This is a genomic window from Micromonospora sp. CPCC 205561, assembly GCF_036906775.1.
Lineage (GTDB): Bacteria > Actinomycetota > Actinomycetes > Mycobacteriales > Micromonosporaceae > Micromonospora.
Genome location: NZ_JBAKHV010000037.1, coordinates 40,359 through 65,142 on the forward strand (window position 1 = coordinate 40,359; position 24,784 = coordinate 65,142).

A 24,784-nucleotide genomic window follows, 5' to 3' on the forward strand; every position below is an offset into this window, starting at 1 on the left:
CGCCGTCCCCGTCGGGCGGCGGGTCACCAGCCGCGCAGGAGGCGCAGGCCGAGCAGGAAGGCGACCACCGCCGGGCCGGCCAGCAGCGTGATCGCCTGGAGCCGGTACGGCATCCGGTGCCGGGTCAGCTCCACCGCGTTGCCCAGCACGATCACGCCCGCCAGCATCAGGAACGCCCCCCACATCGTGGCGGCCCCGACGTCGACCAGGCCGACGCGGATCAGCTGGAGCGTCCCGCCGAGCAGCAGGGCGCCGGCCAGCGCCAGCAGGGAGACCGCCCGGTGCAGCCCCCGGGCCAGCGGGTGGACCAGCCGCCAGTGGTAGGTGCCGGCGACCGCCAGGCAGGGCAGGACGACCATCAGGGGCCAGCCCCGACCGACGACGCCGAACATCAGCAGCGCCCCGACGGCGAACACGATCGCCCCGAGGCAGGCGACCACGTAGCCGGCGAAGGCACGCCCGCCGCCCCGGGCCAGCAGCGGCCCGCCGGTGGCGGCGACCAGCGCGCCGGGAATCAGCACGAACCCCGCCCACCAGTGGAAGTGACCGGTGGACTGCGCGGCCGTGGTGGTCGCCGCCGCCGCCAGGCCGGCCACCGCCAGGCTGACCATCCAGTGCCGGCCGGCGCCCGGATAGGACTCCCGCGACATCATCAGCCCCGTCTCCGCGCTCACGCCCTCAGCCTGCCCCGGGCGCCCGGTCCGGTCGATCCGGGCAGCCCTACCATCCACCGGCCGGCCCGCACCCGCCACCCGGGGCGCCGCCCGACCGGCCGGCCGGGGGGCGGCGCCCGGTCAGCTCGTCTCGCCGGCCACGCTGAAGGAGCGGAGCCGGTCGATGGCCAGCGCGGTGAAGCCCACGGTGATCAGCACGCTCATCACCGCCGCCATCGGCACCGACACGCTGCTCTCCAGCAGCCCGGTGGGGGCCAGCCGGTCGGCGAGGGCGATCACGTACTGCTGGATGGAGAGCACCTGGGTGCCGGCGACGACGTTGCCGAGCAGCCCCTCCCAGATGAGCACGTAGACCAGGCCGAGCAGCACCGGCCGCCGGGTGACCAGGCTGAGCGCCACGAACAACGCCGAGTACGCCAGCGCGCCGACCGCCGCCGCGGCGGCGAAGCCCAGGCCGAGGCGGACGGACTCGGCCAGCACCCCCGCGACGTAGAGCGGCACGGCGACGGTGACCGCCGTGACGCCGGCGGCCACGCCCAGCTTGGGCAGCACGATCTGCCAGCGCGGCAGCGGCTTGGTCAGGATGTGCACGACCGTGCCGTCGTCGATCTCGGCCCCGAGCACGCCGGTGCCGACGATCAGGGCGACCACCGGCAGCACCACGGCCAGGCCGAGACCGACCAGCACCGGCTGCCCCCACTCGCCGGGGTCGACCCCGAGCGCGCGGGAGAGCACGGCGAGCAGCACCAGCACCACGGGCAGCGGCAGCAGGAGCAGGAACCGACGCCGGCCGAACAGGCCCCGCACGGTGATCCAGGAAACGGTAGACATGGGCTCAGGCCTCCACCAGGTAGGAGAAGACGCTCTCCAGGGACTCGTCCTCGGGCACCAGCTGCCGCACCCGGATGCCCTTCTCCAGGGCGATCTTCGGCAGGACGCGGGTGAACGCGCCGTAGTCGCCGGCCCGCACGGTCAGGCCGGCACGGCCCAGCTCGACCCCGCTCACCGACGCCTCGGCCATCAGCGCCACGGCGAGCGCCCGGTCGTCGGTGGAGTTCACCGCGAAGACGTGCGGCCGGTTGGTCATCAGCCGGCGGATCGTACGGAAGTCGCCGGAGGCGGCCAGCCGGCCGGCGACCATCACCTGGACGGTGCCGGAGACCTGCTCGACCTCCTCCAGGATGTGCGAGCTGAACAGGATGGTGCGCCCGGCGTCGCCGAGTCGGTGCAGCAGCTCCATCATGTGCAGCCGCTGGCGCGGGTCCATCCCGTTGAACGGCTCGTCGAGCAGCAGCACCTGCGGCTCGTGCACCAGTGCCGCGGCCACCCGGGCGCGCTGCCGCATGCCCTTGGAGTACGTGCCGATCCGGCGGTCCTGCGCGCCCTCCATCTCCACCAGGGCGATCGCCCGGCGGGCCGCCTCCGCCGGCTGCGGCAGCCGGTGCAGCTTCGCGCTGGCCAGCACGAACTCGTACGCGGTGAGGAAGGTGTGCACCGCCTCCCGCTCGCTGACCAGGCCGAGCCAACGGTAGACGTCGGGGTTGCGCCAGGTGGGCCGGCCGTCGAGGGTGACCACTCCCCGCGACGGGGCGAGGAAGCCGGCCATCATGTGCAGCAGGGTGGTCTTGCCCGCACCGTTCGGGCCGAGCAGCCCGGTGACGCCCGGGCCGAGGCTCATGCTGACGTCGTTGACCGCCACCACGTTGCCGTACCAGCGGGAGACGCCGTCGAGGTCGAGGGTGCTGGCGGCGGTGGGTGTCCCCGCCGCCTGGTCGGCGCTCATCGTGGTCATCGGGCGGCCACCTTCCGGTATCGCAGCAGCAGCAGGGCGACGCAGCCGGCCACGAGCAGCACGGCGGCGATCGCGTAGACGGGGCCGAAGTCGCCGATGTGCTCCCCGCCGCCCCGGTCCTCGCTGACCAGCAGCTCACCGAGGGACCAGATGCCGACGCCCTGCACCAGCGTGGAGGGCGAGGCGAGGCCCGCCAGCTCGTTGACCGCCTGGGAGGGCATGATCGACAGGGTGCCGACGATCGGCGTGGTCATCAGGAAGACGGCCACGACCCCGCCGGCGGCGAACGCCCGCTTGCCGGTGAACGAGGCGACCAGCAGCCCGACCGAGGCGAAGACCACCGCCCAGAGCCCGGCGTAGAGCAGCCCGGGCAGCAGGTCGAGCAGCTCGTTCCACACCCCGCGCACCCCGTCGCCGGTGGTGAACGCGGCGCCGAGGAACATCAGCAGCTGCGGCCCGCCGAGCAGCAGCCAGAGCGCGGTCACCAGCGACAGCAGCTTGGCCAGCGGATAGTCGCCGCGCGGCAGCGGCCGGGAGAAGTAGAGCGGCAGCACCCCGCTGCGCAGGTCGCGGGAGACCAGCTCGGGGGCGACCACCGCGACGAAGAAGATGACCAGCCAGCTCAGGTTGTCGGCGAACTGGGCGTACGTCATCACCACCTCGCCGACCTGGCTGCGCACCGCGGTGAGCCCGGCGGCCACCACGGTGACGATGGCGACCACGAGCCAGGGAAAGATCTTGGCCTTGGCGCTGCGGCCCAGCCCGAACGCCGTCCGCAGCCCGTGCAGGTAGAGCGCCGCGAAGACGGACCGGCGGCCCAGCCGGGGGCCGGTGTAGCGCTGGTAGCCGATGTCGTGGATGACGCCGGTCGGCTCAGGCATGGCTGGGCTCCCTCGTGGCGAAGAGTTCGGCCACCCGGTGCCGGCGCTGGTCGAGCCGGTGCAGCGGCAGGTCCAGCTCGGCGACCGCGCCGAGGATCAGGTCGTAGGTGGCGTCGTCGACGAGCTCGACGAGCAGCAGCCGGCCGTCGCGGCGTACCGGCAGGTGGAGCACGGCCAGCCGGGCCGCCAGCTCCTCCGTACCCTCGCTGACCTCGACGGCGAGCACGTCGGTGGCCGAGGTCATGGCGGAGATGCGGTCGGCGCGCAGCAGCCGCCCGCCGTCGATGGCGACCAGCGTGTCGCAGATCCGCTCCACCTCGCCGAGCAGGTGCGAGCAGACCAGCACGGAGATGCCGAACTCGGTGCCGATGCGGTGCACCAGCGCCAGCATGGCGTCCCGGCCGGCCGGGTCGAGGCCGTTGGTCGGCTCGTCGAGCAGCAGCAGGTCGGGGTCGTGCACCAGGGCCTGCGCGAGCTTGACCCGCTGCTTCATGCCGGTGGAGTAGCCGCCGACGGGGCGGTAGCGCTCCTCGTAGAGCCCGACGTGCCGCAGCGCCTCGGAGGCCCGCTCCCGGGCGACCGTGCGCGGCAGCCCGCTGACCCGGCCGAGGTGGGTGACCAGCTCGGCGGCGGAGAGGTCCGGCGGCAGGGCGTCGTGCTCGGGCATGTAGCCGACCCGGGCGCGGACCCGGGCGGATTCGGTGGCCGGGTCGAGCCCGAGCACCCGGACCCGACCGCTGGTCGGGGCGAGGAGGCCGAGCAGGATCTTGATCAGGGTCGACTTGCCGGCGCCGTTCGCGCCGACCAGCCCGATGATCCCCGGCTCGACCGCGACGGTCAGGTCGGCCAGCGCGGTGACCCCACCCCCGTACGTCTTGGTCAGCGACTCGGTCGCTATCAGTGTCACGTCGTACAGCCTAGGGAGCCGCCGCCCCTCGCGGACAGCGGCACGCCCCCGGCCCTCCCCTGATCCTGGCTGGCCACGCCCCCTAGGGTGCGCCGCCCGGCGACCGGGCATCCGACGGAAATCCGCCCGCAACCCGGACGGCCGTCAAGACGTCCACAATAGAGCGATTGATCGCCGCCCGCGCCGGATCGGTGCCCCACGGGCGGCGGACGACACGGGGGAGAGAAACATGACCGGTGGAACGTCACCCAGGGTGAGCGTGGTGGTACCCGCGTACAACAGCGGGCCGCACATCGAGGCGCTCGTGGCCTCGCTGCTGCGCCAGTCCATGCCCGCCTCGCAGTTCGAGGCGATCTTCGTCGACGACGGCTCGACCGACGGGACGCCCGCCCGGCTGGACGAGCTGGCCGCCGCGTATCCGCACCTGCGGGTACTGCACATCGAGAACTCGGGCTGGCCGTCCCGGCCACGCAACCTCGGGATCGAGGACGCCCGGGGCGAGTACGTGCTCTTCGTCGACGACGACGACTGGCTCGGCGACGAGGCCCTCGAACGCCTCCACGACTGCGCGCGGACGCACGACGCCGACGTGGTGGTCGGCCGGATGGCGGGGCACGGGCGCGGCGTACCGCGCGAGTTGTTCCGGAAGAACCGGTTCGACGCCACGCTGGCCAACTCGCCGCTGATCGACAGCCTGACCTGCCACAAGTTGTTCCGGCGCGGGTTCCTCGTCGAGCACGGGCTGCGGTTCCCGGAGGGACCGCCGCGGCGCCTGGAGGACCACCGCATGGTGGTGCGGGCCTACCTCCTGTCCCGGCGGACCTGCGTGCTCGCCGACTACACCTGCTACCACCACGCGCGCCGGGGCGACGCCGGCAACGTGACGGCCACCCGGCTCGATCCGGCGGAGTACTTCGCCAGCCTGCGGGAGGCCCTCGACATCGTCGACGCACACACCGAGCCGGGCCCGCTGCGCGACCGGCTGCACCGCCGGTGGCTGCGCAACGAGATGGTCAACAGGCTGCGCGGAAAGCGGATGCTCGACGCCCCCGACGACTGGGTGGCGCAGGTCGCGCGGGAGGTCCAGGGAGTGATCCGGGAGCGCTTCGCACCCGGCGTCGCGGCCGGCCTGCCGCCGCTGCAACGGGTCGTGGCACACCTCGCGGAGCGGGGCCGCGTCGCGGACCTGCGCCGGTTGGCCGATTGGGAGACGGGGATACGGGCCGCCGCCGCCGTGGACGGCGTCCGGCAGGTCGGTACGACGCTGACGGTCGGGGTCTCCGCCCGGCTGGAGGCCGCCGGCCGGCCGGTGGCCTTCGCCGCGGACGGCGACCGGGACCTGCTGGTGCTGCCGGTCGACGACGTCGACGTGGCGCTGCGGGACATGACGGCCGCGCTGCGCCGCAGCAGGCTGGAGGTCGTCGCCCGGCGGCGGGAGACGCAGGAGGAGGTCTACCTGCCGGTCAGTTCCGACAGCCGCTGGGCGGCCGGCCCCGCGGGCGAGCGGCACCTCGTGCACCGGGCCGTCGCCACGGTCGACGCCGCCACCCTCAACTCGGGCCGCGCCGAGGGCACCTGGTCGTTGAAGGCCCGGGTCACGAGCGCCGGATGGACCGAGGACACCGGGCTGTCGCTGCTGCTGCGCTGCGCCGCCGACGGGGCCGCCCCGGTGGTGGAGGACGAGCGGTCGCTCTGGCCCCGGGTGTACCGGGCGATCCGGCGCCGGATCGCCCGGGCCCGGGCCGGCGTCCGGGCGGCCCGCCGGACGGACGCGGATTGGCCCGGCCACCGAGCCCGATGACAGGGAGCGGTCGGGACGCCACACTCTCCCCATGCCCACCCGACTGTTCCGTGCGCCGCTCACCTGGACCGTCCTCGCCGTCCTCGCCGTCGGCTCGGCGTTCGGCCTGTACTGGTTCCAACCCTGGAAGCTGGTCACCGACGCCGAGGTCGACGAGGCGCTCTCGACCGTCGAGGCGGCACCGGCTCCGACGGGTGCGGCCAGCGCGACGACCGTCCCCGGCGGCGCGCCGGCCGCCCCCGCCGGTCCGGTCCTGATCGGCGGGGGCGACTTCGTGACCCACGAGCACGACACCTCGGGCAGCGCGCGGATCGTCCGTGCCCCCGACGGGCGGCACCGGCTGGAGCTGGTCGGGCTCGCCACCTCCAACGGACCGGACCTGCGGGTCTGGCTCACCGACCAGCCGGTCCGCGGCGGCACCGCCGGCTGGCGGGTCTTCGACGACGGCCGGTGGGTCGAGCTGGGCCGGCTCAAGGGCAACCGGGGCAACCAGGCGTACGACATCCCGGCCGACGTCGACCTGACCGGCCTGACCAGCGTCTCGATCTGGTGCAAGCGGTTCGCCGTCTCCTTCGGTGCGGCGCCCCTCGCCCCGCCGCGCTGACCGCTGCGCCACCCCCGTCGGCGGGGGGTGGAGTGGCGCTCTCGACCGATCGCCGACCGGCTGAGAAACTGTGTGCCGGCCAGTGGGGTTTGGGGGATGGATGAGCAACGGCTGGGTGCTGCCCGACGAGCTGCTCCGGGATGCGCCGGCGTACACGCCGCGCCCCGGTGAGCTGGCCGACCTGGAGCTGTTGCTGACCGGGGCGTACGCGCCCCTGGGCGGCTTCATGACCCGCGCCGACCTGGTCTCGGTGAGCCGCCGGGGCCGGCTCGCCGACGGCGCCCCGTGGCCGGTGCCGGTGACCCTCCAGGTGCCCACGGCGCTGGCCCAGAGTCTCGACCCGCGCGACGAGGCGCGCCGCACCCTGGTGCTGGCCGACGGGGAGGGCGCGCCGGTCGCCGCGCTCGACGTCGCCGACGCCTGGCAGGTGCGCGACGGGGTGGCCGGCGTCGGGGGCGCGGTCCGGCGGCTCGGCGACGGCGGCCACGGCCCGTTCCAGCGGTTGCGTCGCACCCCGGAGGAGGTACGCCCGCTGCTGCCTCCCGGTCGGGTGCTCGGGGTGGTCGCGGACCGCCCGCTGCACCGGCCGCAGCTCGCCCAGATCGCCCACGCGGTGCGCACGCTCGGCGCGCACCTGCTGGTGATGATCCCGGTCGGCGAGGACGGCTCCGGCGCGCTGCCCCCGGAGACGCTGGTACGCAGCGTCTTCGCCGCCCGCGACCGGATGCCGCCGGCCACGCTGGTCGCGGTGCCGCTGTCCCGTCGCCGCGACGAGATCAGCGACGCGCTGCTGCGGGCCCGGGTGTCGGCGGCGTACGGCGTCACCCACCTGCTCTCCACCGGCGAGATGCTCTCCGGCGCCGGCCTGCGGGTGCTGGTGCCGCGCGAGCTGGCCTACGACAACCGCGACGGGCAGTGGCGCTGGCGGGAGGACATCCCGCCGCGCAACCGGCGCCTGGCGCTGACCCAGCCGGAGATCGACGACCTGCTGGACCGGGGCTTCCCGCTGCCCGAGTGGCACACCCCGCCGGCGGTGGCGAAGGAGCTGGCCCGGGCCCGCCCGCCCCGACGGCACCGGGGGCTGGTGGTCTTCCTGACCGGGCTCTCCGGCTCCGGCAAGTCGACGATCGCCCGGGGCCTGGCCGACGTGCTGCGCGAGCAGGGCGACCGGACGATCACGTTGCTCGACGGGGACGTGGTGCGTCGCGAGCTCTCCGCCGGCCTGGGCTTCAGCAAGGCCGACCGGGACCTCAACGTCCGGCGGATCGGCTGGGTGGCGGCCGAGATCGCGCGGCACCACGGCGTCGGCATCTGCTGCCCGATCGCCCCGTACGCCCAGGCCCGCGCGACCGCCCGGGAGATGGCGCTGGCCGCGGGGGCGGGCTTCCTGCTGGTGCACGTGGCCACGCCGCTGGAGGTCTGCGAGCAGCGCGACCGCAAGGGCCTCTACGCCCGGGCCCGGGCCGGCCTGCTCACCGGGATGACCGGCATCGACGACCCCTACGAGGAGCCGACCGACGCCGACCTGGTCGTCGACACCAGCGACCTGACGGTCGACGAGGCCGTCCAGGCCGTCCTGCACCACCTGACCGAGACCGGATGGGTCGAGCCCCGGCTCCAGTCCATCTGATCTGCGCCCAGCTCCTTCCGCCGATCACCCCTCCGCGCTAGTGTTCAGCTTTGTTCGAACACGTTCGACCGCGTGAGGGTGCGCGGGAAGCCACGGAGGTGCGGTGGATGCTCGCTCAGCAGCGGCAGGCGGCCATCCTGGATCGGGTCCGCACCGCGGGCGGCGTGCGGGTCACCGAGCTGGCCGCGGAGTTCGGCGTCTCCGACATGACCATCCGCCGCGACCTTGAGGCGCTGCACGAACGCGGCCTGCTGGCGAAGGTGCACGGCGGCGCGACGGCCGCCGGCCCCGGGTCGACCGACGAACCGGGGTTCCGGGCCAAGTCGGTGCGGCAGCTGGCGGAGAAGGCGGCCATCGCCGGGCGCGCCGCGGAGCTGGTCGGTCCGGGGGCGGCGATCGCCCTCTCCGCCGGCACCACCACCGCCGAACTGGCCCGCCGCCTGGTCGACGTGCCGGGCCTGACCGTGGTCACCAACTCGCTGCCGGTGGCCGAGATCCTGCACGCCGGTGGCCGGCCGGACCAGACCGTGGTGCTCACCGGCGGGGTGCGTACGCCCTCGGACGCGCTGGTCGGGCCGCTGGCCGTCGCCGCGATCCGGTCGCTGCACCTGGACCTGCTCTTCCTCGGCGTGCACGGGATCACCGAGCGGGCGGGGTTCACCACCCCGAACCTGATGGAGGCGGAGACCGACCGCGCCCTGGTGGCCGCCGCCGACCGGCTGGTGGTGCTCGCCGACCACACCAAGTGGGGAACCGTGGGGATCTCCTCGATCGTTGAGCTATCCGCCGCCCACGTGCTGGTCACCGACGACCGGCTGTCGCCGGACGCGCGGCGGTCGCTGGACGACCGGGTGGGCGAGCTGGTGGTGGTGCCCGCGACGGGCGCGGGACGGGCGACACTGACGACAGGTGAGGGGATGGCGAGGTGAAGCGCACCGCGATCGCGCTGGCCGACGGCCGCGAGCTGATCTACTTCGACGAGCGGGACGACGCCGTCCGGGACCAGCCGGACCGGCGCGAGCTGCCCCCGCCGCCGCCCGCGTCGCAGCTGCGCCTGGACCCGCTCACCGACGAGTGGGTGGCGGTCGCCGTGCACCGGCAGACCCGCACCTTCCTCCCGCCGGCCGACCAGTGCCCGCTCTGCCCCAGCACCGGCGGGCGGCAGAGCGAGATCCCCGCGCCCGGCTACGACGTCGCGGTCTTCGAGAACCGGTTCCCGTCGCTGAGCGGCCGGGTGGCCGACGAGCCCGCCGAGATCACCCCGTTCACCCCGGTCCGGCCGGGGCTGGGGCGCTGCGAGGTGGTCTGCTTCACCGACGACCACAACGCGTCGTTCGCCGCCCTGCCGCCGCGCCGGGTGCGTACCGTCCTCGACGCCCTGGCCGACCGCACTGCGGCGCTGGGCGAGCTGCCCGGGGTGGAGCAGGTGTTCTGCTTCGAGAACCGGGGCGTGGAGATCGGCGTGACCCTGCATCACCCGCACGGCCAGATCTACGCGTACCCCTTCGTGACGCCGCGGACGCGGTCGCTGCTGGCCGCCGCCCGCCGGCACGCGGAACGGAGCGGGGGGCGCAACCTCTACGCGGACGTGCTGGCCGCCGAGCGGGCGGCCGGCGACCGGGTGGTGGCCGCCAACGAGCACTGGACGGCGTACGTCCCGGCGGCCGCCCGCTGGCCGTTCGAGGTGCACGTGGCCCCGCACCGGCCGGTGCCGGACATCCCGGCGCTCGACGACGCCGAACGGGACGCCTTCGGGCCGCTCTACCTGGACCTGCTGCGCCGCTTCGACGGGCTGTTCGACCTGCCGATGCCCTACATCGCCGCCTGGCACCAGGCGCCGGTACGCGTCGACCGCGAGCTGGGCCACCTGCACCTGCAGCTGTTCAGCATCCGGCGCGCGAAGGACAAGCTGAAGTACCTGGCGGGCTCGGAGTCCGGGATGGGTGTCTTCATCAACGACATCGCCCCCGAGCGCGCCGCCGAGCTCCTACGCGCCGCGTGAGGCGAAGGAACGCGTCCTGACGGCCGCGGCCGTGGTGCCGGAACGGCACGGGGTCGGAACAGGGCGCGGGGGGCCCGGGACAGGGCCCCCCGCAGGGAAGGGACGGCTGGCTGTGCGCGACAGCCGGGAAGGCTGGCTGATCGGCGCGCCTGCCGCGAGGCGACCGCGGTCAACCTTCCTGAACGCGACTGGCATCTCGTCCACCCAGGTCAACGAGGCGCGCCGGGACGGGTGACGCCGGCGGCGAGTCACCCGCCGACACGCCGCCGGTGGTGCGGTCGGGTGGGCACGGCGGAGCCCGCCGGCGGGTGCCGGCGGGCTCCTGGGTGATCCGGCGGCGGCACCCGGTCGGTGCCGCCAGGGGCGGGGATCAGGCGGAGAGCCTGCGCGCCAGGTTCTCGTCCAGGGCGTTCATGAACTCGTCGGTGGTCAGCCACGGGGCGTCCCGCGAGATGAGCAGCGAGAGGTCCTTGGTCATCTGGCCGCCCTCGACGGTGTCGACGATGACCTGCTCCAGGGTGTTGGCGAACTCGGTGACCGCCGGGGTGCCGTCCAGCTTGCCCCGGTGGGCCAGGCCCCGGGTCCAGGCGTAGATCGAGGCGATCGGGTTGGTCGAGGTCTTCTCGCCCTTCTGCCACTGCCGGTAGTGCCGGGTGACGGTGCCGTGCGCCGCCTCGGCCTCGACCGTGCGGCCGTCCGGGGAGAGCAGCACCGAGGTCATCAGGCCCAGCGAGCCGAAGCCCTGCGCGACGGTGTCGGACTGCACGTCACCGTCGTAGTTCTTGCAGGCCCAGACATAGCCGCCCTCCCACTTGAGCGCGGCGGCGACCATGTCGTCGATCAGCCGGTGCTCGTAGGTGATGCCGGCGGCGTCGAACTCGGCCTTGAACTCGTTCTCGAACACCTCGGCGAAGATGTCCTTGAACCGGCCGTCGTACGCCTTGAGGATGGTGTTCTTGGTGGACAGGTAGACCGGGTAGTTGCGGTCCAGGCCGTACCGGAACGAGGCGCGGGCGAAGTCCCGGATCGACTCGTCGAAGTTGTACATGCCCATGGCGATGCCGCCGCCGGAGAAGTTGGCGACCTCCATCTCCATCGGCGCGCCGCCGTCGGCCGGGGTGTAGGTGACGGTCACCTTGCCCGGGCCGGGGACGACGAAGTCGGTGGCCTTGTACTGGTCACCGTGGGCGTGCCGGCCGATGATGATCGGCTTGGTCCAGCCGGGGACCAGCCGCGGCACGTTGGACATGATGATCGGCTCGCGGAAGACGACGCCGCCGAGGATGTTGCGGATCGTGCCGTTCGGCGACCGCCACATCTTCTTCAGGCCGAACTCCTCGACCCGGGCCTCGTCCGGGGTGATGGTCGCGCACTTGACGCCGACGCCGTGCTCCTTGATGGCGTTGGCGGCATCGACGGTGACCTGGTCGTCGGTCTCGTCGCGGTGCTGGATCGACAGGTCGTAGTAGTGCAGGTCGACGTCGAGGTAGGGCAGGATCAGCTGCTCCCGGATCTGCTTCCAGATGATCCGGGTCATCTCGTCGCCGTCGAGCTCAACGACCGGGTTGTTTACCTTGATCTTCGCCATCGGCCGGCGCTCCTCTCGGGGGACACGTGCTCAAGCAGTACGAGCGTACTGGAAACTGTCGGGCAGTCCCCAGCCGGCCTCGGTCGGCCGGGACAAACGGAGGTGCGCGGCGCAGGAGGCCGCTGGCATGATCGCCGGATGCCGCTGAGCCGCATCCTCGGGTCTATCACGGTCACCGCGCTCACCGACGGCGAGGGGCCGTTCTTCCAACCCCGCGCCGAGGCGTTCCCGGACGCCACGCCGGAGCAGTGGCGCGCGGCCGACCTGCGGGACCCGGGCTCGGTGACCGCCGACGGGCGGTGGTGGCTGCCGTTCCGCAGTTTCGCGATCCGTGCCGGGGAGGGCCCGGTGACCCTCGTCGACGCCGGGATCGGCCCGGCCGGCTCCCCCGCCGCGAGCTGGGCGCCGGTGCCCGGCCGGCTGCCGGCCGAGCTCGCCGCCGCCGGCATCGACCCGGCCGACGTGCGCACGGTCGTGCTCACCCACCTGCACACCGACCACGTCGGCTGGGCGGTCGCCGGCTCGCCGGGCACGCCCTACTTCCCGAACGCCGACTACCTGCTCCAGCGGGCCGAACTGGCCGCCGTGGGGCAGCTCAACCCGGGGCTGTCGGCCGGCCTGGTCGCGCCGCTGCGCGCCGCCGGCCGGCTCCGGGTGGTCGACGGCGAGGAGAGGCTCGACCCGACCGTACGGCTGCTGCCGACGCCGGGCCACACGCCCGGGCACCAGTCGGTGCTGCTGGAGGTCGGCGACGAACGGCTGCTGCTCACCGGCGACCTGCTGGTGCACGCCGTGCAACTGGTCGACCCCGAGCTGGCGTACGCCCACGAGGAGGACGCCGCCGCGGCGCGCGCCTCGCGGGTGGCGCTGCTGCGCGACCTGGCCGCGGGCGGCCCGGCGGTGCTCGCCACCCCGCACCTGGGCGAGGCGTTCGTGGCGCTGTAGGCCGTGCCGGGGCCGGAAACGACGTCGAGGGGGCACGCCCGGCGGACCGGCGTGCCCCCTCGACGGGGTGATCACATGCTGGCGACGTCGCCCTGCTTGGCGCGGACGGCCTCGGCGGCCTCCTTCAGGCTGGCCAGCTCGTCGGCGTCCAGGTCGGTCTCGACGACCCGCTTGACGCCCTCGGCGCCGATCGCGGCCTCGACGCCCAGGTAGACACCGGAGATGCCGTACTCGCCGTCGACCCAGGCGCAGACCGGCATGACCTCGCCGGAGTCCTCCGCGACGGCCTTGGCCATCCGGGCGGCGGCGGCGGACGGCGCGTAGTACGCCGAACCGGTCTTGAGCAGCGCGACCACCTCGGCGCCGCCGTTGCGGGTCTTGACGACCAGTTCCTCGATCTGCTCGGCCGACATCGCCTCACGCAGCGGCTTGCCGTCGACCGTGCTCCGCGACGGCACCGGCACCATCGTGTCGCCGTGCGAGCCGAGGGTCAGCGTCTTCACCGACTTCACCGGTACGCCCAGCGCCTCCGCCACGAAGTTGGTGAACCGGGCGGTGTCCAGCATGCCGGCCTGGCCGAGCACCCGGTTCTTCGGGAACTGGGTGGCGAGCTGGGCCAGCGCGGTCATCTCGTCCAGCGGGTTGGACACCACGATGACGACGGCGTTCGGGGCGTACTTGGCCACGTTCTCGGAGACCTGGCGGACGATCTTGGCGTTCGTCTCCAGCAGGTCCATCCGGCTCATGCCCGGCTTGCGCGGCAGGCCGGCGGTGATCACCACGACGTCGGAACCCTCGATCGCGTCGTAGCCCTCGCCGTTCGGGCCGGTGGTGACCCCGACCACCTTCGACTCGAAGCCCTCGATGGCGCGCGACTGGTTGAGGTCCAGGGCGAGACCCGCGGGCTTGCCCTCCACGATGTCGGTGATGACGACGGTGTCGAAGACGTCGTACTCGGCGAGGCGCTGCGCGGTGGTGGAGCCGTAGAAGCCGGCCCCGACGACAGTGACCTTCTTACCCATGGTCGTCCCACTCCCTGCTACCAGTCGGTTTTCCGGACCGTATCAGTCATCCTGGCATCGATCAGGTCAGGGGCGGCGGCCGTCGCCGGGATGGGGCGAACGTCACCGCCGTCCCGGTCCGGGCGGGCCGGTGGGCGGTCAGTCGCGCTCGGCCCGCTCCACCACGTTCGTCAGCAGCATCGCGCGGGTCATCGGGCCGACGCCGCCCGGCATGGGCACCAGCTTCCCGGCCACCTCCGCCGCCTCCGGCGAGACGTCGCCGGTGTAGCGGCCCTTGCCGTCGGGGCCGATGACCCGGGTGATGCCGACGTCGATAACCACCGCGCCCGGCGTGACCATGTCCGCGGTGAGCAGGCCCGGCACGCCGGCGGCCACGATCACGATGTCGGCGGCCCGGGTGTGCGCGGCCAGGTCGAGGGTGCCGGTGTGGCAGAGGGTGACCGTGGCGTTCTCGCTGCGCCGGGTGAGCAGCAGGCCGAGCGGGCGGCCGACGGTGTTGCCGCGACCGACCACGGCGACCTTGGCGCCGCGCAGCGGCACGTCGTGCCGGCGCAGCAGCTCGACGATGCCGCGCGGGGTGCAGGGCAGCGGCCCGTCGTAGCCGAGCACGAGGCGGCCCAGGTTGACCGGGTGCAGGCCGTCGGCGTCCTTGTCGGGGTCGATGAGCTCCAGCACCCGCTGGGTGTCCAGGTGACCCGGCAGCGGCAGCTGGACGATGTAGCCGTGGCAGGCCGGGGCGGCGTTCAGCTCGGCCAGCACGGCGTCGACCTGCTCCTGGGTCGCGTCGGCCGGCAGTTCCCGGCGGATCGAGGCGATGCCCACCTCGGCGCAGTCGCGGTGCTTGCCGTTGACGTACGCCTGCGAGCCGGGGTCGGCGCCGACCAGGACCGTGCCCAGGCCGGGGGTGGTGCCGCGTTCCGCCAGTGCCTTGACCCGTGTCCGCAGCTCGTCCTTGATCTCCGCCGCGGTCGCCTTGCCGTCCAGAAGCGTCGCCGTCACGCCCAGATCGTCTCACGGTCGGTGGCCGGCGATCAGGGGACCTGCGGGAGCCCGTGGCGGCTGACCGAGAGTCACGTGCCCTTCGTCACTCTGAGTCACTGAAGCTTGATCGGACCCCGGCGGGAAGCGGACGCCCCGGACGGCGGGGGCGAGGTGCGGACGGCCGGCGCAGAGGACGCGGCGCGGCGGTGCACCCCCGGAAGAGGATCTACGGGCGGGGAGTTCCCCCAGTTCAGAGCCCCCTGGACGACGCAGAGGCGATAGCAGAGTTCGGACCCGAGGGCAAGGCCCCGGCGCACGCTCCGTTACCGGTTCGCAACCCGACCGTTGCCGATGGGCGACCGGCGACCTACCGTTACCCATCGTTGCGCAGCGTGATCTCAGCGTCGAGATCGGCTGCGCAGCGTGAGGAGACGAGGAGGCTACATGCGTGTTCGTAGGCTCGCTGCCTGGACCGCCCTCCCGCTCGCGGTGACCCTGGGCCTGGTGGCCTGCGGCTCGGGCGGCGATGGTGGATCCGGCGAGAGCAACCCCGACGCGGCCGTGCGGATCGAGATCGCCGAGCCGCAGCACCTGGTGCCGACCAACACCAACGAGACGAGCGGCTCGCAGGTGCTCGCCGCCCTGTTCAGCCCGCTGGTCGACTACGACGAGGCCAACAAGCCCCACGAGGTGGCGGCCGAGTCGGTGACGTCCGAGGACAACACGACCTGGACGGTGAAGCTGAAGGACGGCTACACCTTCCACAACGGCGAGAAGGTCACCGCCGACAACTACATCGACGCCTGGAACTACGGCGCCTACGCCCCGAACGGCCAGAACTCCAGCTACTTCTTCGAGAAGATCGCCGGCTACGAGGACCTGCAGGGCGAGGCCCCGAAGGCCAGGACGCTCACCGGGCTGAAGAAGGTCGACGACCTCACCTTCACGGTGACGCTGGCCCAGCCGTACAGCGAGTTCCGGACCATGCTCGGCTACACCGCCTTCTACCCGATGCCGAAGGCCGCGTTCTCCGCACCGGGCGTGCTGGCCGAGGGGTACGAGCAGGCGCCGATCGGTCAGGGCCCGTTCAGGATGAAGGGCACCTGGCAGCACGACGCCAAGGTCGAGGTCGAGAAGTACGACGCCTTCCCGGGCGAGAAGCCGAAGGTGGCCGGCGTCGAGTTCCGGATCTACCAGCAGCCGACCGCCGCGTACGCGGACGTGCTCTCGGACAACCTGGACGTCATCAAGACCATCCCGACCGAGAACCTCTCGACGGCCGGCACCGACCTCGGTGACCGGTTCAAGCAGAGCCCCGCCTCGGCGCTCCAGGTGCTGGCCTTCCCGACGTTCCAGGAGGAGTTCAGCGACCCGGACGTGCGCAAGGCGATCTCGATGGCGATCGACCGGGACGAGATCACCAAGTCGATCTTCAAGGACTCGCAGCAGCCGGCCCGCTCGTTCGTCTCGCCCGTCGTCGCGGGCTACCGCGACAACACCATCGGCGAGGCCGGCGAGTTCGACGCCGCCAAGGCCAGGGCGCTCTACCAGAAGGCGGGCGGCCCGGCGAGGATCGAGCTGTCCTACAACGGCGACGGCGGCCACAAGGACTGGATCGACGCGACCTGCAACCAGCTCAAGACCAACCTGGGCGTGGACTGCGTGGGCACCGCCGAGCCGAAGTTCGCGGACCTGCTGACCAAGGTGAAGGCCAAGCAGCCCGTCGGCATGTTCCGGATGGGCTGGGTCATGGACTACCCGTCCATGGAGAACTACCTGGGCCCGCTCTACAGCGGCAACGGCTCGTCGAACTACTACGGCTACAGCAACCCCGAGTTCGACAAGCTGGTCGCCGAGGGCACCAGCGCCGCCAACGAGGAGGAGGCCGTCAAGAAGTACCAGGCGGCGGAGGACCTGCTGGCGAAGGACCTGCCGGTGATCCCGCTGCGGTACGGCCAGAACAACTTCGGCCACTCAACCAAGGTCCAGAACGTGGAGATGGACCTCTTCGACCGGATCGATCTGCTGAAGATCGAGGCCGTCAGGTAGTCGGGACCGGGCGACAGCACGGCACCACGGGTCGGGCCATCGGCGTACGGTGGCCCGACCCACCATCCTTTTCGCCCTTTTTCAGAGAGACTGCCAAGTATGTTCCGCTTCATCCTGCGGCGCCTGCTCCAGATGGTCCTCGCGTTCTTCGGGACCACGCTGATCGTCTACGCGCTGATGTTCGCCGGCCAGGGCGACCCCATCCAGGCGCTGGCCGGCGAGCGCCCGGTCACGGCCGCGCAGCGGGCATACCTGACGGAGAAGTTCCACCTGGACCGGACCGGGGTCGGCGGCTTCTTCTACCGGTACTTCGACTATCTCGGCAACCTGCTCCAGGGCGACCTCGGGCAGTCCCTCACCGGACGCTCGATCGGCGACATCCTGGCCGCCGCCTGGCCGGTCACGGTCAAGCTGGCGCTCATCGCCATGGCGGTGACGATCGTCTTCGGGGTCACCGCGGGCGTGCTCGCCGGCATCCGCCGGGCCAGCGTCTTCGACAACTCGACGCTGCTGCTGACCCTGCTGGTACTCGGCATCCCGACGATCGTGCTCGCGCCGCTGGCGCAGTACCTGCTCGGCGTCCGGTGGCAGCTCTTCCCGCCGACCGCCGGGGCCGACCCCGACCTGTACGCGCTGCTGCTCCCCGGCATCGTGCTCGGATCGCTCTCGCTCGCCACCGCCCTGCGGCTGACCCGGACGTCGGTGGCCGAGAACCTGCGCGCTGACTACGTCCGCACGGCCCGGTCGAAGGGCCTGGTGAAACGGCGGATCGTCAGCGTCCACGTACTGCGCAACTCGCTCATCCCGGTGGTCACCTTCCTCGGCGTCGAGCTGGGCAACCTGATGAGCGGCGCGATCATCACCGAGGGCGTGTTCAACATCCCCGGTGTCGGCTTCAACCTCTTCCGCGGCATCCGCACCGAGGACGGTCCCCTGGTGGTGGGCATCGTCAGCGTGCTCGTCGTGGTCTACCTCGTCTCCAACCTGGTGGTGGACGTCCTGTACGCCGTACTCGACCCGAGGATCCGCTATGAGTGAGCGCAGCGAACGAACCGGCAGCGCCGTGTTTCCCGGCTCCGCCGGCCCCGGGGCGCCGCGGGGCACGCGGGCGGCGCGCGGCGGCCGAACCGGCGACACGGCGACTCGTGCCGGCGCCGGGCGGGGCGAGGTGCGGGCATGAGTGACTTCGAGACCGTCGCCGCGAGCGAGAACCAGGCCGCGCGGCGGGGGCCGTCGGGCGAGCCCGGCGCGCCGGGCCAGGTCGGCGTGGCGCAGAAGCCCCGCAGCCTGGCCGGCGACGCCTGGCGCGACCTGCGCCGCAAACCGATCTTCTGGATCAGCCTGGCCCTGGTGCTGCTCTTCGCCGCGATGGCCGCCGTCCCCGGGCTCTTCACCGCGAACGACCCGCGCGACTGCCTGCTGGCCCGGCAGCACGCCGGCCCCTCCGGCGGCGCGATCTTCGGGTACGACTTCCAGGGCTGCGACACGTACGCCCGGGCGGTGTACGGCGCCCGCGCGTCACTGCTGGTCGGCGCGCTCTCCGCGCTACTCACCGGCACGATCGCGCTGCTCGTCGGGATGACGGCCGGCTACTTCGGCCGGTGGGTCGACGCGGTGCTCTCCCGGGTGATCGACATCGTGCTCGGCATCCCGCTCCTGCTCGCCGCGATCGTGCTGCTCAAGCGGGTCAACAGCGACAGCTCCGCGGTCCGGATCGGCGCGGTGGTCTTCGTGCTGGCGATCCTCGGCTGGACCACCGCCGCCCGGGTCGTCCGCTCCTCGGTGATCACCGCGAAGGAGCAGGACTACGTCGCGGCGGCGCGGATGCTCGGCGCCGGCGACGGCCGGATCATGCTGCGGCACATCCTGCCCAACGCGCTGGCCCCGGCGATCGTGGTGCTGACCATCGCCCTCGGCTCGTTCATCGCCGCCGAGGCGACGCTGAGCTTCCTCGGCATCGGGCTCCGGGCACCGACCATCTCCTGGGGCATCGACATCGACGCCGGCCGGGTGCACATGCGGGAGTCGGCCACGCCGCTGCTGGTCCCGTCGGCCTTCCTGGCACTGACCGTGCTGGCGTTCATCATGCTCGGCGACGCGATCCGCGACGCCTTCGACCCGAAGCTCCGGTGACCCGCGGTCGCGGGCGAGAGGCAGGAACAGTGAGTCAGTCCGCCGTCCGACCGACGCCGGCCTCCCCGACCCCCGAGGGTGGGCACCTGCTCGACCTGCGGGACCTGCACATCGAGTTCCGCACCGGCGAGGGCGTGGCCAGGGTCATCAACGGGGTCTCGTACCACCTCGATCCCGGGGAGACGCTCGCCGTGCTCGGCGAGTCCGGCTCCGGCAAGTCCGTCACCGCCCAGGCGATCATGGGCATCCTCGACACCCCGCCGGCGGTGATCCGCTCGGGGCAGATCCTCTTTCAGGGCCGGGACCTGCTGAAGCTGCCGGAAGAGCAACGCCGGCAGGTACGCGGCAAGGAGATCGCGATGATCTTCCAGGACGCGCTGTCCGCACTGAACCCGGTCTTCCCGGTGGGCTGGCAGATCGGCGAGACGCTGCGTCAGCGCGAGGGCATGTCGAAGGCGGACGCCCGCAGGCGGGTCGTCGAACTGATGGACCTGGTGCGCATCCCGGCGGCCGCCAACCGGCTCGGTGACTACCCGCACCAGTTCTCCGGCGGCATGCGGCAGCGCGTCATGATCGCCATGGCGCTCGCCATGAATCCGAAGGTGCTGATCGCCGACGAGCCGACGACGGCCCTGGACGTCACCGTGCAGGCCCAGATCATGGACCTGCTGGCCGACCTGCGCCGTGATCTCCAGATGGCGATGATCCTGATCACCCACGACCTCGGGGTGGTCGCCGGCGTCGCGGACCGGATCGCGGTCATGTACGCCGGCCGGATCGTCGAGCACGCCGATGTCCACTCGCTCTACCGGGCACCGGCGCACCCGTACACGAAAGGGCTGCTGGAGTCCATCCCGCGGCTGGACGTCCGGGGCCAGGAGCTCGCGACCATCAGAGGGCTGCCGCCGAACCTGATGCGGATCCCGTCCGGCTGCCCCTTCCATCCCCGGTGCCCGTACGCGCAGCAGGTCTGCGTCGACGTGGTGCCGCACGACCTGGTTCTCGGCGACGGCCGGACCAGCGCGTGCCACTTCGCCCAGGAGGTGCGTGATGACAGCGCCCGCTAGCCCGACCAAGGTCCGCGGGGAGACCATTCTCGCGGTCGACCACCTCGTCAAGCACTTCCCGATCCGTCAGGGCGTGCTGTTCCAGCGGCAGGTGGGCGCCGTGAAGGCCGTGGACGGGGTGAGCTTCGAGCTGCGCCGGGGCGAGACCCTCGGGGTCGTCGGCGAGTCCGGCTGCGGCAAGTCGACGCTGGCCCGGCTGCTCATGCGGCTGGAGTCGCCGACCGCGGGGCGGGCCACCCTGGAGGGCCGGGACCTGTTCAAGGCCTCCGGCGCCGAGCTGCGCCGGCTGCGGCGCAACATGCAGATGGTGATGCAGGACCCGTACACCTCGCTGAACCCGCGGATGACGGTCGGCGACATCATCGGCGAGCCGTTCGAGATCCACCCGGACGCGGCGCCGAAGGGCAGCCGGCAGCGGCGGGTGCGGGAGCTGCTCGACCTGGTCGGCCTGAACCCGGAGCACATCAACCGCTACCCGCACCAGTTCTCCGGCGGCCAGCGGCAGCGCATCGGCATCGCCCGGGCGCTCGCCCTGCGGCCCGAGATCATCGTCTGCGACGAGCCCGTCTCCGCCCTGGACGTGTCGATCCAGGCCCAGGTCATCAACCTGCTGGAGAAGCTCCAGGACGAGCTCGGCCTGTCGTACGTCTTCATCGCGCACGACCTGTCGGTGGTCCGGCACATCTCGGACCGGGTCGCGGTGATGTACCTCGGCAAGATCGTGGAGATCGGCACCGAGGACGAGATCTACGAGCGGGCCACGCACCCGTACACCCAGGCGCTCCTCTCGGCCGTGCCCGTACCGGACCCCGACGCCCGTGACCAGCGCGGCATGATCCGGCTCACCGGCGACGTGCCGAGCCCGGCCGACCCGCCGAGCGGCTGCAACTTCCGCACCCGCTGCTGGAAGGCCCAGGAGGTCTGCGCCATCCAGGAGCCCCACGCGGTCCCCCGCGCCGCGGACCCGCACCCGTCGGCCTGCCACTTCGCCGAACTCCGCCCCACCCCCACCTGATCCCCACCTGACCCCCACCCCGCCCCGCCGCGTTCGCCGCCCCGCCACGTTCGCCGATCTTGCACTTCGCGCCCCCCGACCGTCCGTTTCGTCCGGAGTGTCGGGGCAGAAAGTGCAAGATCGACGCCGCGAGAGGGGGTGGGGGTGGGACGGGGGCTAGTGGAAGAAGTGACGGGTGGAGGTTAGGTACATGGTGACGCCGGCCTCCTTGGCGGCGGCGATCACCTCCTCGTCCCGGACCGAGCCGCCAGGCTGCACGATCGCGCGGACCCCGGCGTCGATGAGGACCTTCGCGCCGTCGGCGAAGGGGAAGAACGCGTCCGAGGCGCAGACCGCTCCCCGGGCCCGGTCCGCCCCGGCGCGGCTGACCGCGAGCTGCGCCGAGTCGACCCGGTTGACCTGGCCCATCCCGACGCCGACGGTCGCGCCGTCCTTGGCGATCAGGATCGCGTTGCTCTTCACCGCGCGCACCGCCCGCCAGGCGAAGGCCAGGTCGCGCAGGGTGGCCTCGTCGGCCGCCTCGCCGGTGGCCAGCCGCCAGTTGGCCGGGTCGTCGCCCTCGGCGTCGATCCGGTCGGCCATCTGCACGAGTACGCCGCCGGTGACCTGCCGCCACTCCGCGGGCAGCGGGGCGAAGGCCGGCGCGCGCAGCAGTCGGATGTTCTTCCTGCCCTGGAGGATCTCCACCGCGCCCTCGTCGAAGTCGGGGGCCACCAGCACCTCGGTGAAGATCTCCGACACCTGCCGGGCCAGCTCGACAGAGACCGCCCGGTTGACCGCGATCACCCCGCCGTACGCGGAGACGGGGTCGCAGGCGTGCGCCTTGCGGTGCGCCTCGGCCACGTCGGTGCCGACCGCGATGCCGCACGGGTTCGCGTGCTTGATGACCGCCACGGCCGGCTGGTCGGCGAAGTCGTTGACCGCCCGCCAGGCGGCGTCCGCGTCGACGTAGTTGTTGTAGGACATCTCCTTGCCGTGCAGCTGCTCGGCCTGGGCGAGCCCGGCCGGGCTGGCCGGGTCGACGTAGAGCGCCGCCGCCTGGTGCGGGTTCTCGCCGTAGCGCAGCACCGCCGAGCGGCGCAGTGACAGCCCGGCGAAGCCCGGCCAGCCGTCCGCCTCCGGCGCGAGCGTGGCTGCGCACCACTCGGCCACCGCCACGTCGTACTCGGCGATGACGGCGAACGCGCGGGCGGCCAGCACCCGCCGCTGCGCCAGCGTGAAGCCGCCCTCTTCGAGGGCCGCGAGCAACGCCGGGTACGCGTCCGGGTCGGTCACCACGGCGACCGAGGCGTGGTTCTTGGCGGCCGCCCGGACCATGGCCGGACCGCCGATGTCGATCTGCTCCACGCACTCCTCGACGCCGGCGCCGGAGGCGACCGTGGCCTGGAACGGGTAGAGGTTGGAGACCAGCAGGTCGATGCCCGCGATGCCGTGCTCGTCGAGCTGGGCGACATGGGAGTCCTTGCGCAGGTCGGCCAGGAGGCCGCCGTGCACCTTCGGGTGCAGGGTCTTGACCCGGCCGTCGAGGATCTCCGGGAAGCCGGTCACCGTCTCCACCGGGGTCACCGGCACGCCCGCGTCGGCGATGGTCGAGGCCGTGCTGCCGGTCGAGACGAGCTCCACCCCGGCCGCGTGCAGCGCCCGGGCCAGCTCGACCAGGCCCGCCTTGTCGTAGACGCTGACCAGCGCCCTCCTGATCGGGCGGCGTTCGTCCTGAGTGGAACTCACGGAACCGTGACCTTCCTTCCGGTGATCGTCCAACCTTCGCGGACCAGGCGACCCACCTGCTCGACGAGCTGGCGCCGCTCGGCTTCCTTGATGCGCTCGGTGAGCGTGTCCACGTCGTCGTCGTCGCGCACCGGCACGGCGACCTGCGCGACGATCGGGCCGGTGTCCATCCCGGCGTCGACGAAGAAGAGCGTGGCCCCGGTGATCTTCACGCCGTACGCGAGGGCGTCGCGCGGGCCGTGGATGCCGGGGAACGCCGGCAGCAGCGTGTTGTGCGTGTTCAGGTAGCGGTCGCCGAAGGCAGCCAGGAAGCGCGGGCCGACCAGCTTGAGGAAACCGGCGGAGACGACCAGGTCGGGCCGGTGCTCGCCGACGCGGGCGGTCAGCGCGGCGTCCCAGTCCTCGCGGGTGGGGTGGTCGACGATCCGCTCGACGAAGGTCGGCACCCCGGCCGCCGCGGCCCGGTCGAGTCCCGCGATGCCGTCCCGGTCGGCGCCGACGGCCACCACCCGGGCCCCGTACGCGGGGTCGACGCCCGCGTCGAGCAGTGCCTGCAGGTTGCTCCCGGAGCCGGAGACGAGGACGACGATGCGGGCGACGGGCGCGGGCTCGGTCACCGGGCCACCCTATCGGGCGGGTCGGGAGGCCCACCCGCTGGGCGGTGCGACATTCACCGACGACGTGTGCGGCGCGGACCAGGTACGCTGCCGGTCGCTCGGGCTCGGCGCGCGTCCGGCCCGCACCCGTCAGTGATCCGGCGCCCCGCGGGGGTGCCGAGTGGAATGAGGAGTACGCCGAAATGCAGCCCGGATACCAGCCGCAGCAGCCGCCGATCAACAACAACATGACGATGTCGATCGTCGCCATCTTCCTCTTCTGGCCCCTGGCCATTCCTGCGATCATCAACGCCTCCAAGGTGAACCCGCTGCTCCAGCAGGGCGACTACGCCGGTGCGCAGGCCGCGGCCGCGGAGTCGAAGAAGTGGTCCAAGTGGGCGCTGATCGTCGGCATCAGCTGGTACGTGATCGTCCTGGTGTGCTGCCTGCTCGGTGGCCTCGCCGGAGTCGTCGGCGGCAGCAGCTCCACCAGTAGCTACTGACAGATCGGACGAGGAGTCGCATGCAGCCGGACTACCCGGGCCAGGATCCGTACGGCCAGCAGCCGCACCAGGATCCGACCGCACCGCCGCCCCACGACCCGTACGCCCCGCCCCCGGCGCCGTACGGTCAGCAGCCCCACGACCCGTACGGCCAGCCGCCCGTCTCGGGCCAGCCCTACGGCCAGCCGCCCGTCTCGGGCCAGCCCTACGGCCAGCCGCCGTCGTCGGGTCAGCCCTACGGTCAGCCGCCCGTGTCCGGTCAGCCCTACGGCCAGCCGCCGTACCAGGACCCGTACGGGCAGCAGGCGTACCCGCCCCCCATGTACCCGAACGCGGGGTTCACCGGTAAGGGGCCCGGGCAGCAGCAGAACACCCTCGGGCTGGTGTCGATGATCCTCGGCATCGCGTCGATCCCGCTGGTCTGCTGCTACCTGGGCATTCCGCTGGGCATCGGCGCGCTGGTGACCGGCTGGCTGGGCCGGCAGAAGGCCGCCCAGGGGCTGGCCGACAACAACGGCCAGGCCTTGGCCGGGATGATCTGCGGCGCCATCGGGGCCGTGCTGGGCCTGCTCCAGATCGTCCTGCTGGGCGTCGGTGCCATCGGCAGCCTGCCCACCCAGCCCTGACCGGCCCGCGACAGGGGCGTCCCGGCTCGGCCGGGGCGCCCCTTCGTCGTACCGGCCGTCAGCGGGGAGCCCGGGACAGCGCCCGGGTCCCGGCGGCGCCGAGCAGCGCGCCGGCCGCCACCACCGCGGTCGCCACCGCCGCCACCTGCCAGGCGACCGGCCCCACCTCGGCCAGCCGGCCGCCGCCGACCGGCCCCGCCGAGGCGGCCGCGGCGGCGCCCAGCACCAGCCCGAAGTCGG

23 protein-coding genes and 1 pseudogene are annotated in these 24,784 nt (G+C 72.8%); 13 read left to right on the top strand and 11 right to left on the bottom strand.

Annotation, left to right across the window (positions count from 1 at the left end):
• Window positions 1–23 precede the first annotated feature (23 nt).
• From V6V16_RS19435 to V6V16_RS19455, 5 genes are all read right to left on the bottom strand, one after another.
• Window positions 24–674, bottom strand: a complete 651-nt coding sequence (locus V6V16_RS19435; RefSeq protein ID WP_334564021.1) for a hypothetical protein — start codon at window positions 672–674, stop codon at window positions 24–26.
• Window positions 675–794: 120 nt separating this feature from the next.
• Entirely contained in the window at window positions 795–1,505 is a 711-nt protein-coding gene (locus tag V6V16_RS19440) for an ABC transporter permease (protein WP_334564023.1), read from the bottom strand.
• Window positions 1,506–1,509: 4 nt separating this feature from the next.
• A complete protein-coding gene (locus V6V16_RS19445) occupies window positions 1,510–2,466 on the bottom strand; it encodes an ABC transporter ATP-binding protein (protein WP_334564025.1) in 957 nt (318 codons plus the stop codon).
• The gene (locus V6V16_RS19450) at window positions 2,463–3,347 is read right to left on the bottom strand and encodes an ABC transporter permease (protein ID WP_334564027.1); all 885 of its coding nucleotides are present in this window, start codon (window positions 3,345–3,347) and stop codon (window positions 2,463–2,465) included. Before V6V16_RS19450 ends, V6V16_RS19445 begins: the two co-directional genes overlap by 4 nt.
• A complete protein-coding gene (locus tag V6V16_RS19455; RefSeq protein ID WP_334564029.1) occupies window positions 3,340–4,254 on the bottom strand; it encodes an ABC transporter ATP-binding protein in 915 nt (304 codons plus the stop codon). The genes V6V16_RS19450 and V6V16_RS19455 overlap by 8 nt, the downstream gene beginning before the upstream one ends.
• 253 nt (window positions 4,255–4,507) lie before the next feature.
• Between V6V16_RS19455 and V6V16_RS19460 the strand changes: the two genes are divergently transcribed.
• The 5 genes from V6V16_RS19460 to galT all read left to right on the top strand — a co-directional run bounded on the left by V6V16_RS19460 (window position 4,508) and on the right by galT (window position 10,291).
• Entirely contained in the window at window positions 4,508–6,055 is a 1,548-nt protein-coding gene (locus tag V6V16_RS19460) for a glycosyltransferase family A protein (protein ID WP_334564030.1), read from the top strand.
• A gap of 31 nt (window positions 6,056–6,086) precedes the next feature.
• Window positions 6,087–6,659 (top strand): DM13 domain-containing protein, encoded by a 573-nt coding sequence (locus V6V16_RS19465; RefSeq protein ID WP_334564031.1) that lies wholly within the window; start codon window positions 6,087–6,089, stop codon window positions 6,657–6,659.
• Between the two features lie 100 nt (window positions 6,660–6,759).
• Window positions 6,760–8,289 (top strand): adenylyl-sulfate kinase, encoded by a 1,530-nt coding sequence (cysC, locus tag V6V16_RS19470; RefSeq protein ID WP_334564033.1) that lies wholly within the window; start codon window positions 6,760–6,762, stop codon window positions 8,287–8,289.
• A 107-nt stretch (window positions 8,290–8,396) separates the two neighbouring features.
• Window positions 8,397–9,218 carry a DeoR/GlpR family DNA-binding transcription regulator gene (locus tag V6V16_RS19475; RefSeq protein WP_334564034.1) on the top strand — a complete coding sequence of 274 codons (822 nt, stop codon included), beginning with the start codon at window positions 8,397–8,399 and terminating at the stop codon, window positions 9,216–9,218.
• The gene (gene galT / locus V6V16_RS19480; protein ID WP_334564035.1) at window positions 9,215–10,291 is read left to right on the top strand and encodes a galactose-1-phosphate uridylyltransferase; all 1,077 of its coding nucleotides are present in this window, start codon (window positions 9,215–9,217) and stop codon (window positions 10,289–10,291) included. Before V6V16_RS19475 ends, galT begins: the two co-directional genes overlap by 4 nt.
• A 370-nt stretch (window positions 10,292–10,661) precedes the next feature.
• Here galT and V6V16_RS19485 read toward each other — a convergent pair whose 3' ends face one another.
• The gene (locus tag V6V16_RS19485) at window positions 10,662–11,879 is read right to left on the bottom strand and encodes an NADP-dependent isocitrate dehydrogenase (RefSeq protein WP_334564037.1); all 1,218 of its coding nucleotides are present in this window, start codon (window positions 11,877–11,879) and stop codon (window positions 10,662–10,664) included.
• A gap of 138 nt (window positions 11,880–12,017) precedes the next feature.
• Between V6V16_RS19485 and V6V16_RS19490 the strand changes: the two genes are divergently transcribed.
• The gene (locus V6V16_RS19490; RefSeq protein ID WP_334564038.1) at window positions 12,018–12,824 is read left to right on the top strand and encodes an MBL fold metallo-hydrolase; all 807 of its coding nucleotides are present in this window, start codon (window positions 12,018–12,020) and stop codon (window positions 12,822–12,824) included.
• Between the two features lie 71 nt (window positions 12,825–12,895).
• Here the strand turns inward: V6V16_RS19490 and V6V16_RS19495 are convergent, their stop codons facing one another.
• Together V6V16_RS19495 and V6V16_RS19500 are read right to left on the bottom strand one after the other, a co-directional pair.
• A complete protein-coding gene (locus tag V6V16_RS19495) occupies window positions 12,896–13,846 on the bottom strand; it encodes a malate dehydrogenase (protein ID WP_334564039.1) in 951 nt (316 codons plus the stop codon).
• Between the two features lie 138 nt (window positions 13,847–13,984).
• On the bottom strand, window positions 13,985–14,845 hold the full coding sequence (locus tag V6V16_RS19500; RefSeq protein WP_334564040.1) for a bifunctional methylenetetrahydrofolate dehydrogenase/methenyltetrahydrofolate cyclohydrolase: 861 nt from the start codon (window positions 14,843–14,845) through the stop codon (window positions 13,985–13,987).
• Window positions 14,846–15,271: 426 nt separating this feature from the next.
• On the opposite strand from V6V16_RS19500, the gene V6V16_RS19505 reads away from it, so the two are divergent.
• The 5 genes from V6V16_RS19505 to V6V16_RS19525 all read left to right on the top strand — a co-directional run bounded on the left by V6V16_RS19505 (window position 15,272) and on the right by V6V16_RS19525 (window position 21,091).
• Entirely contained in the window at window positions 15,272–16,876 is a 1,605-nt protein-coding gene (locus V6V16_RS19505) for a peptide ABC transporter substrate-binding protein (RefSeq protein ID WP_334564042.1), read from the top strand.
• Window positions 16,877–16,975: 99 nt separating this feature from the next.
• A complete protein-coding gene (locus V6V16_RS19510) occupies window positions 16,976–17,914 on the top strand; it encodes an ABC transporter permease (RefSeq protein WP_334564043.1) in 939 nt (312 codons plus the stop codon).
• A 138-nt stretch (window positions 17,915–18,052) separates the two neighbouring features.
• Window positions 18,053–19,009, top strand: a complete 957-nt coding sequence (locus V6V16_RS19515; RefSeq protein ID WP_334564044.1) for an ABC transporter permease — start codon at window positions 18,053–18,055, stop codon at window positions 19,007–19,009.
• A gap of 29 nt (window positions 19,010–19,038) precedes the next feature.
• A complete protein-coding gene (locus tag V6V16_RS19520; protein WP_334564045.1) occupies window positions 19,039–20,076 on the top strand; it encodes an ABC transporter ATP-binding protein in 1,038 nt (345 codons plus the stop codon).
• On the top strand, window positions 20,060–21,091 hold the full coding sequence (locus V6V16_RS19525) for an ABC transporter ATP-binding protein (RefSeq protein WP_334564046.1): 1,032 nt from the start codon (window positions 20,060–20,062) through the stop codon (window positions 21,089–21,091). The genes V6V16_RS19520 and V6V16_RS19525 overlap by 17 nt, the downstream gene beginning before the upstream one ends.
• A gap of 156 nt (window positions 21,092–21,247) precedes the next feature.
• Here the strand turns inward: V6V16_RS19525 and purH are convergent, their stop codons facing one another.
• Window positions 21,248–22,819, bottom strand: coding sequence for a bifunctional phosphoribosylaminoimidazolecarboxamide formyltransferase/IMP cyclohydrolase (gene purH, locus V6V16_RS19530; RefSeq protein ID WP_334564047.1), 1,572 nt, complete (start codon window positions 22,817–22,819; stop codon window positions 21,248–21,250).
• Window positions 22,816–23,436, bottom strand: a complete 621-nt coding sequence (gene purN, locus V6V16_RS19535; protein WP_334564048.1) for a phosphoribosylglycinamide formyltransferase — start codon at window positions 23,434–23,436, stop codon at window positions 22,816–22,818. Before purN ends, purH begins: the two co-directional genes overlap by 4 nt.
• Window positions 23,437–23,618: 182 nt before the next feature.
• Here purN and V6V16_RS19540 point away from each other — a divergent pair, with 182 nt between their 5' ends.
• A complete protein-coding gene (locus tag V6V16_RS19540; protein WP_334564049.1) occupies window positions 23,619–23,918 on the top strand; it encodes a CD225/dispanin family protein in 300 nt (99 codons plus the stop codon).
• A gap of 20 nt (window positions 23,919–23,938) precedes the next feature.
• Window positions 23,939–24,544: a DUF4190 domain-containing protein gene (locus tag V6V16_RS19545; protein ID WP_334564051.1), complete on the top strand. Its 606-nt coding sequence runs from the start codon at window positions 23,939–23,941 to the stop codon at window positions 24,542–24,544.
• Window positions 24,545–24,602: 58 nt separating this feature from the next.
• On the opposite strand, the pseudogene V6V16_RS19550 reads toward V6V16_RS19545, so the two are convergent.
• A pseudogene (locus tag V6V16_RS19550) lies at window positions 24,603–24,784 on the bottom strand (DUF6350 family protein); the annotation flags it as partial.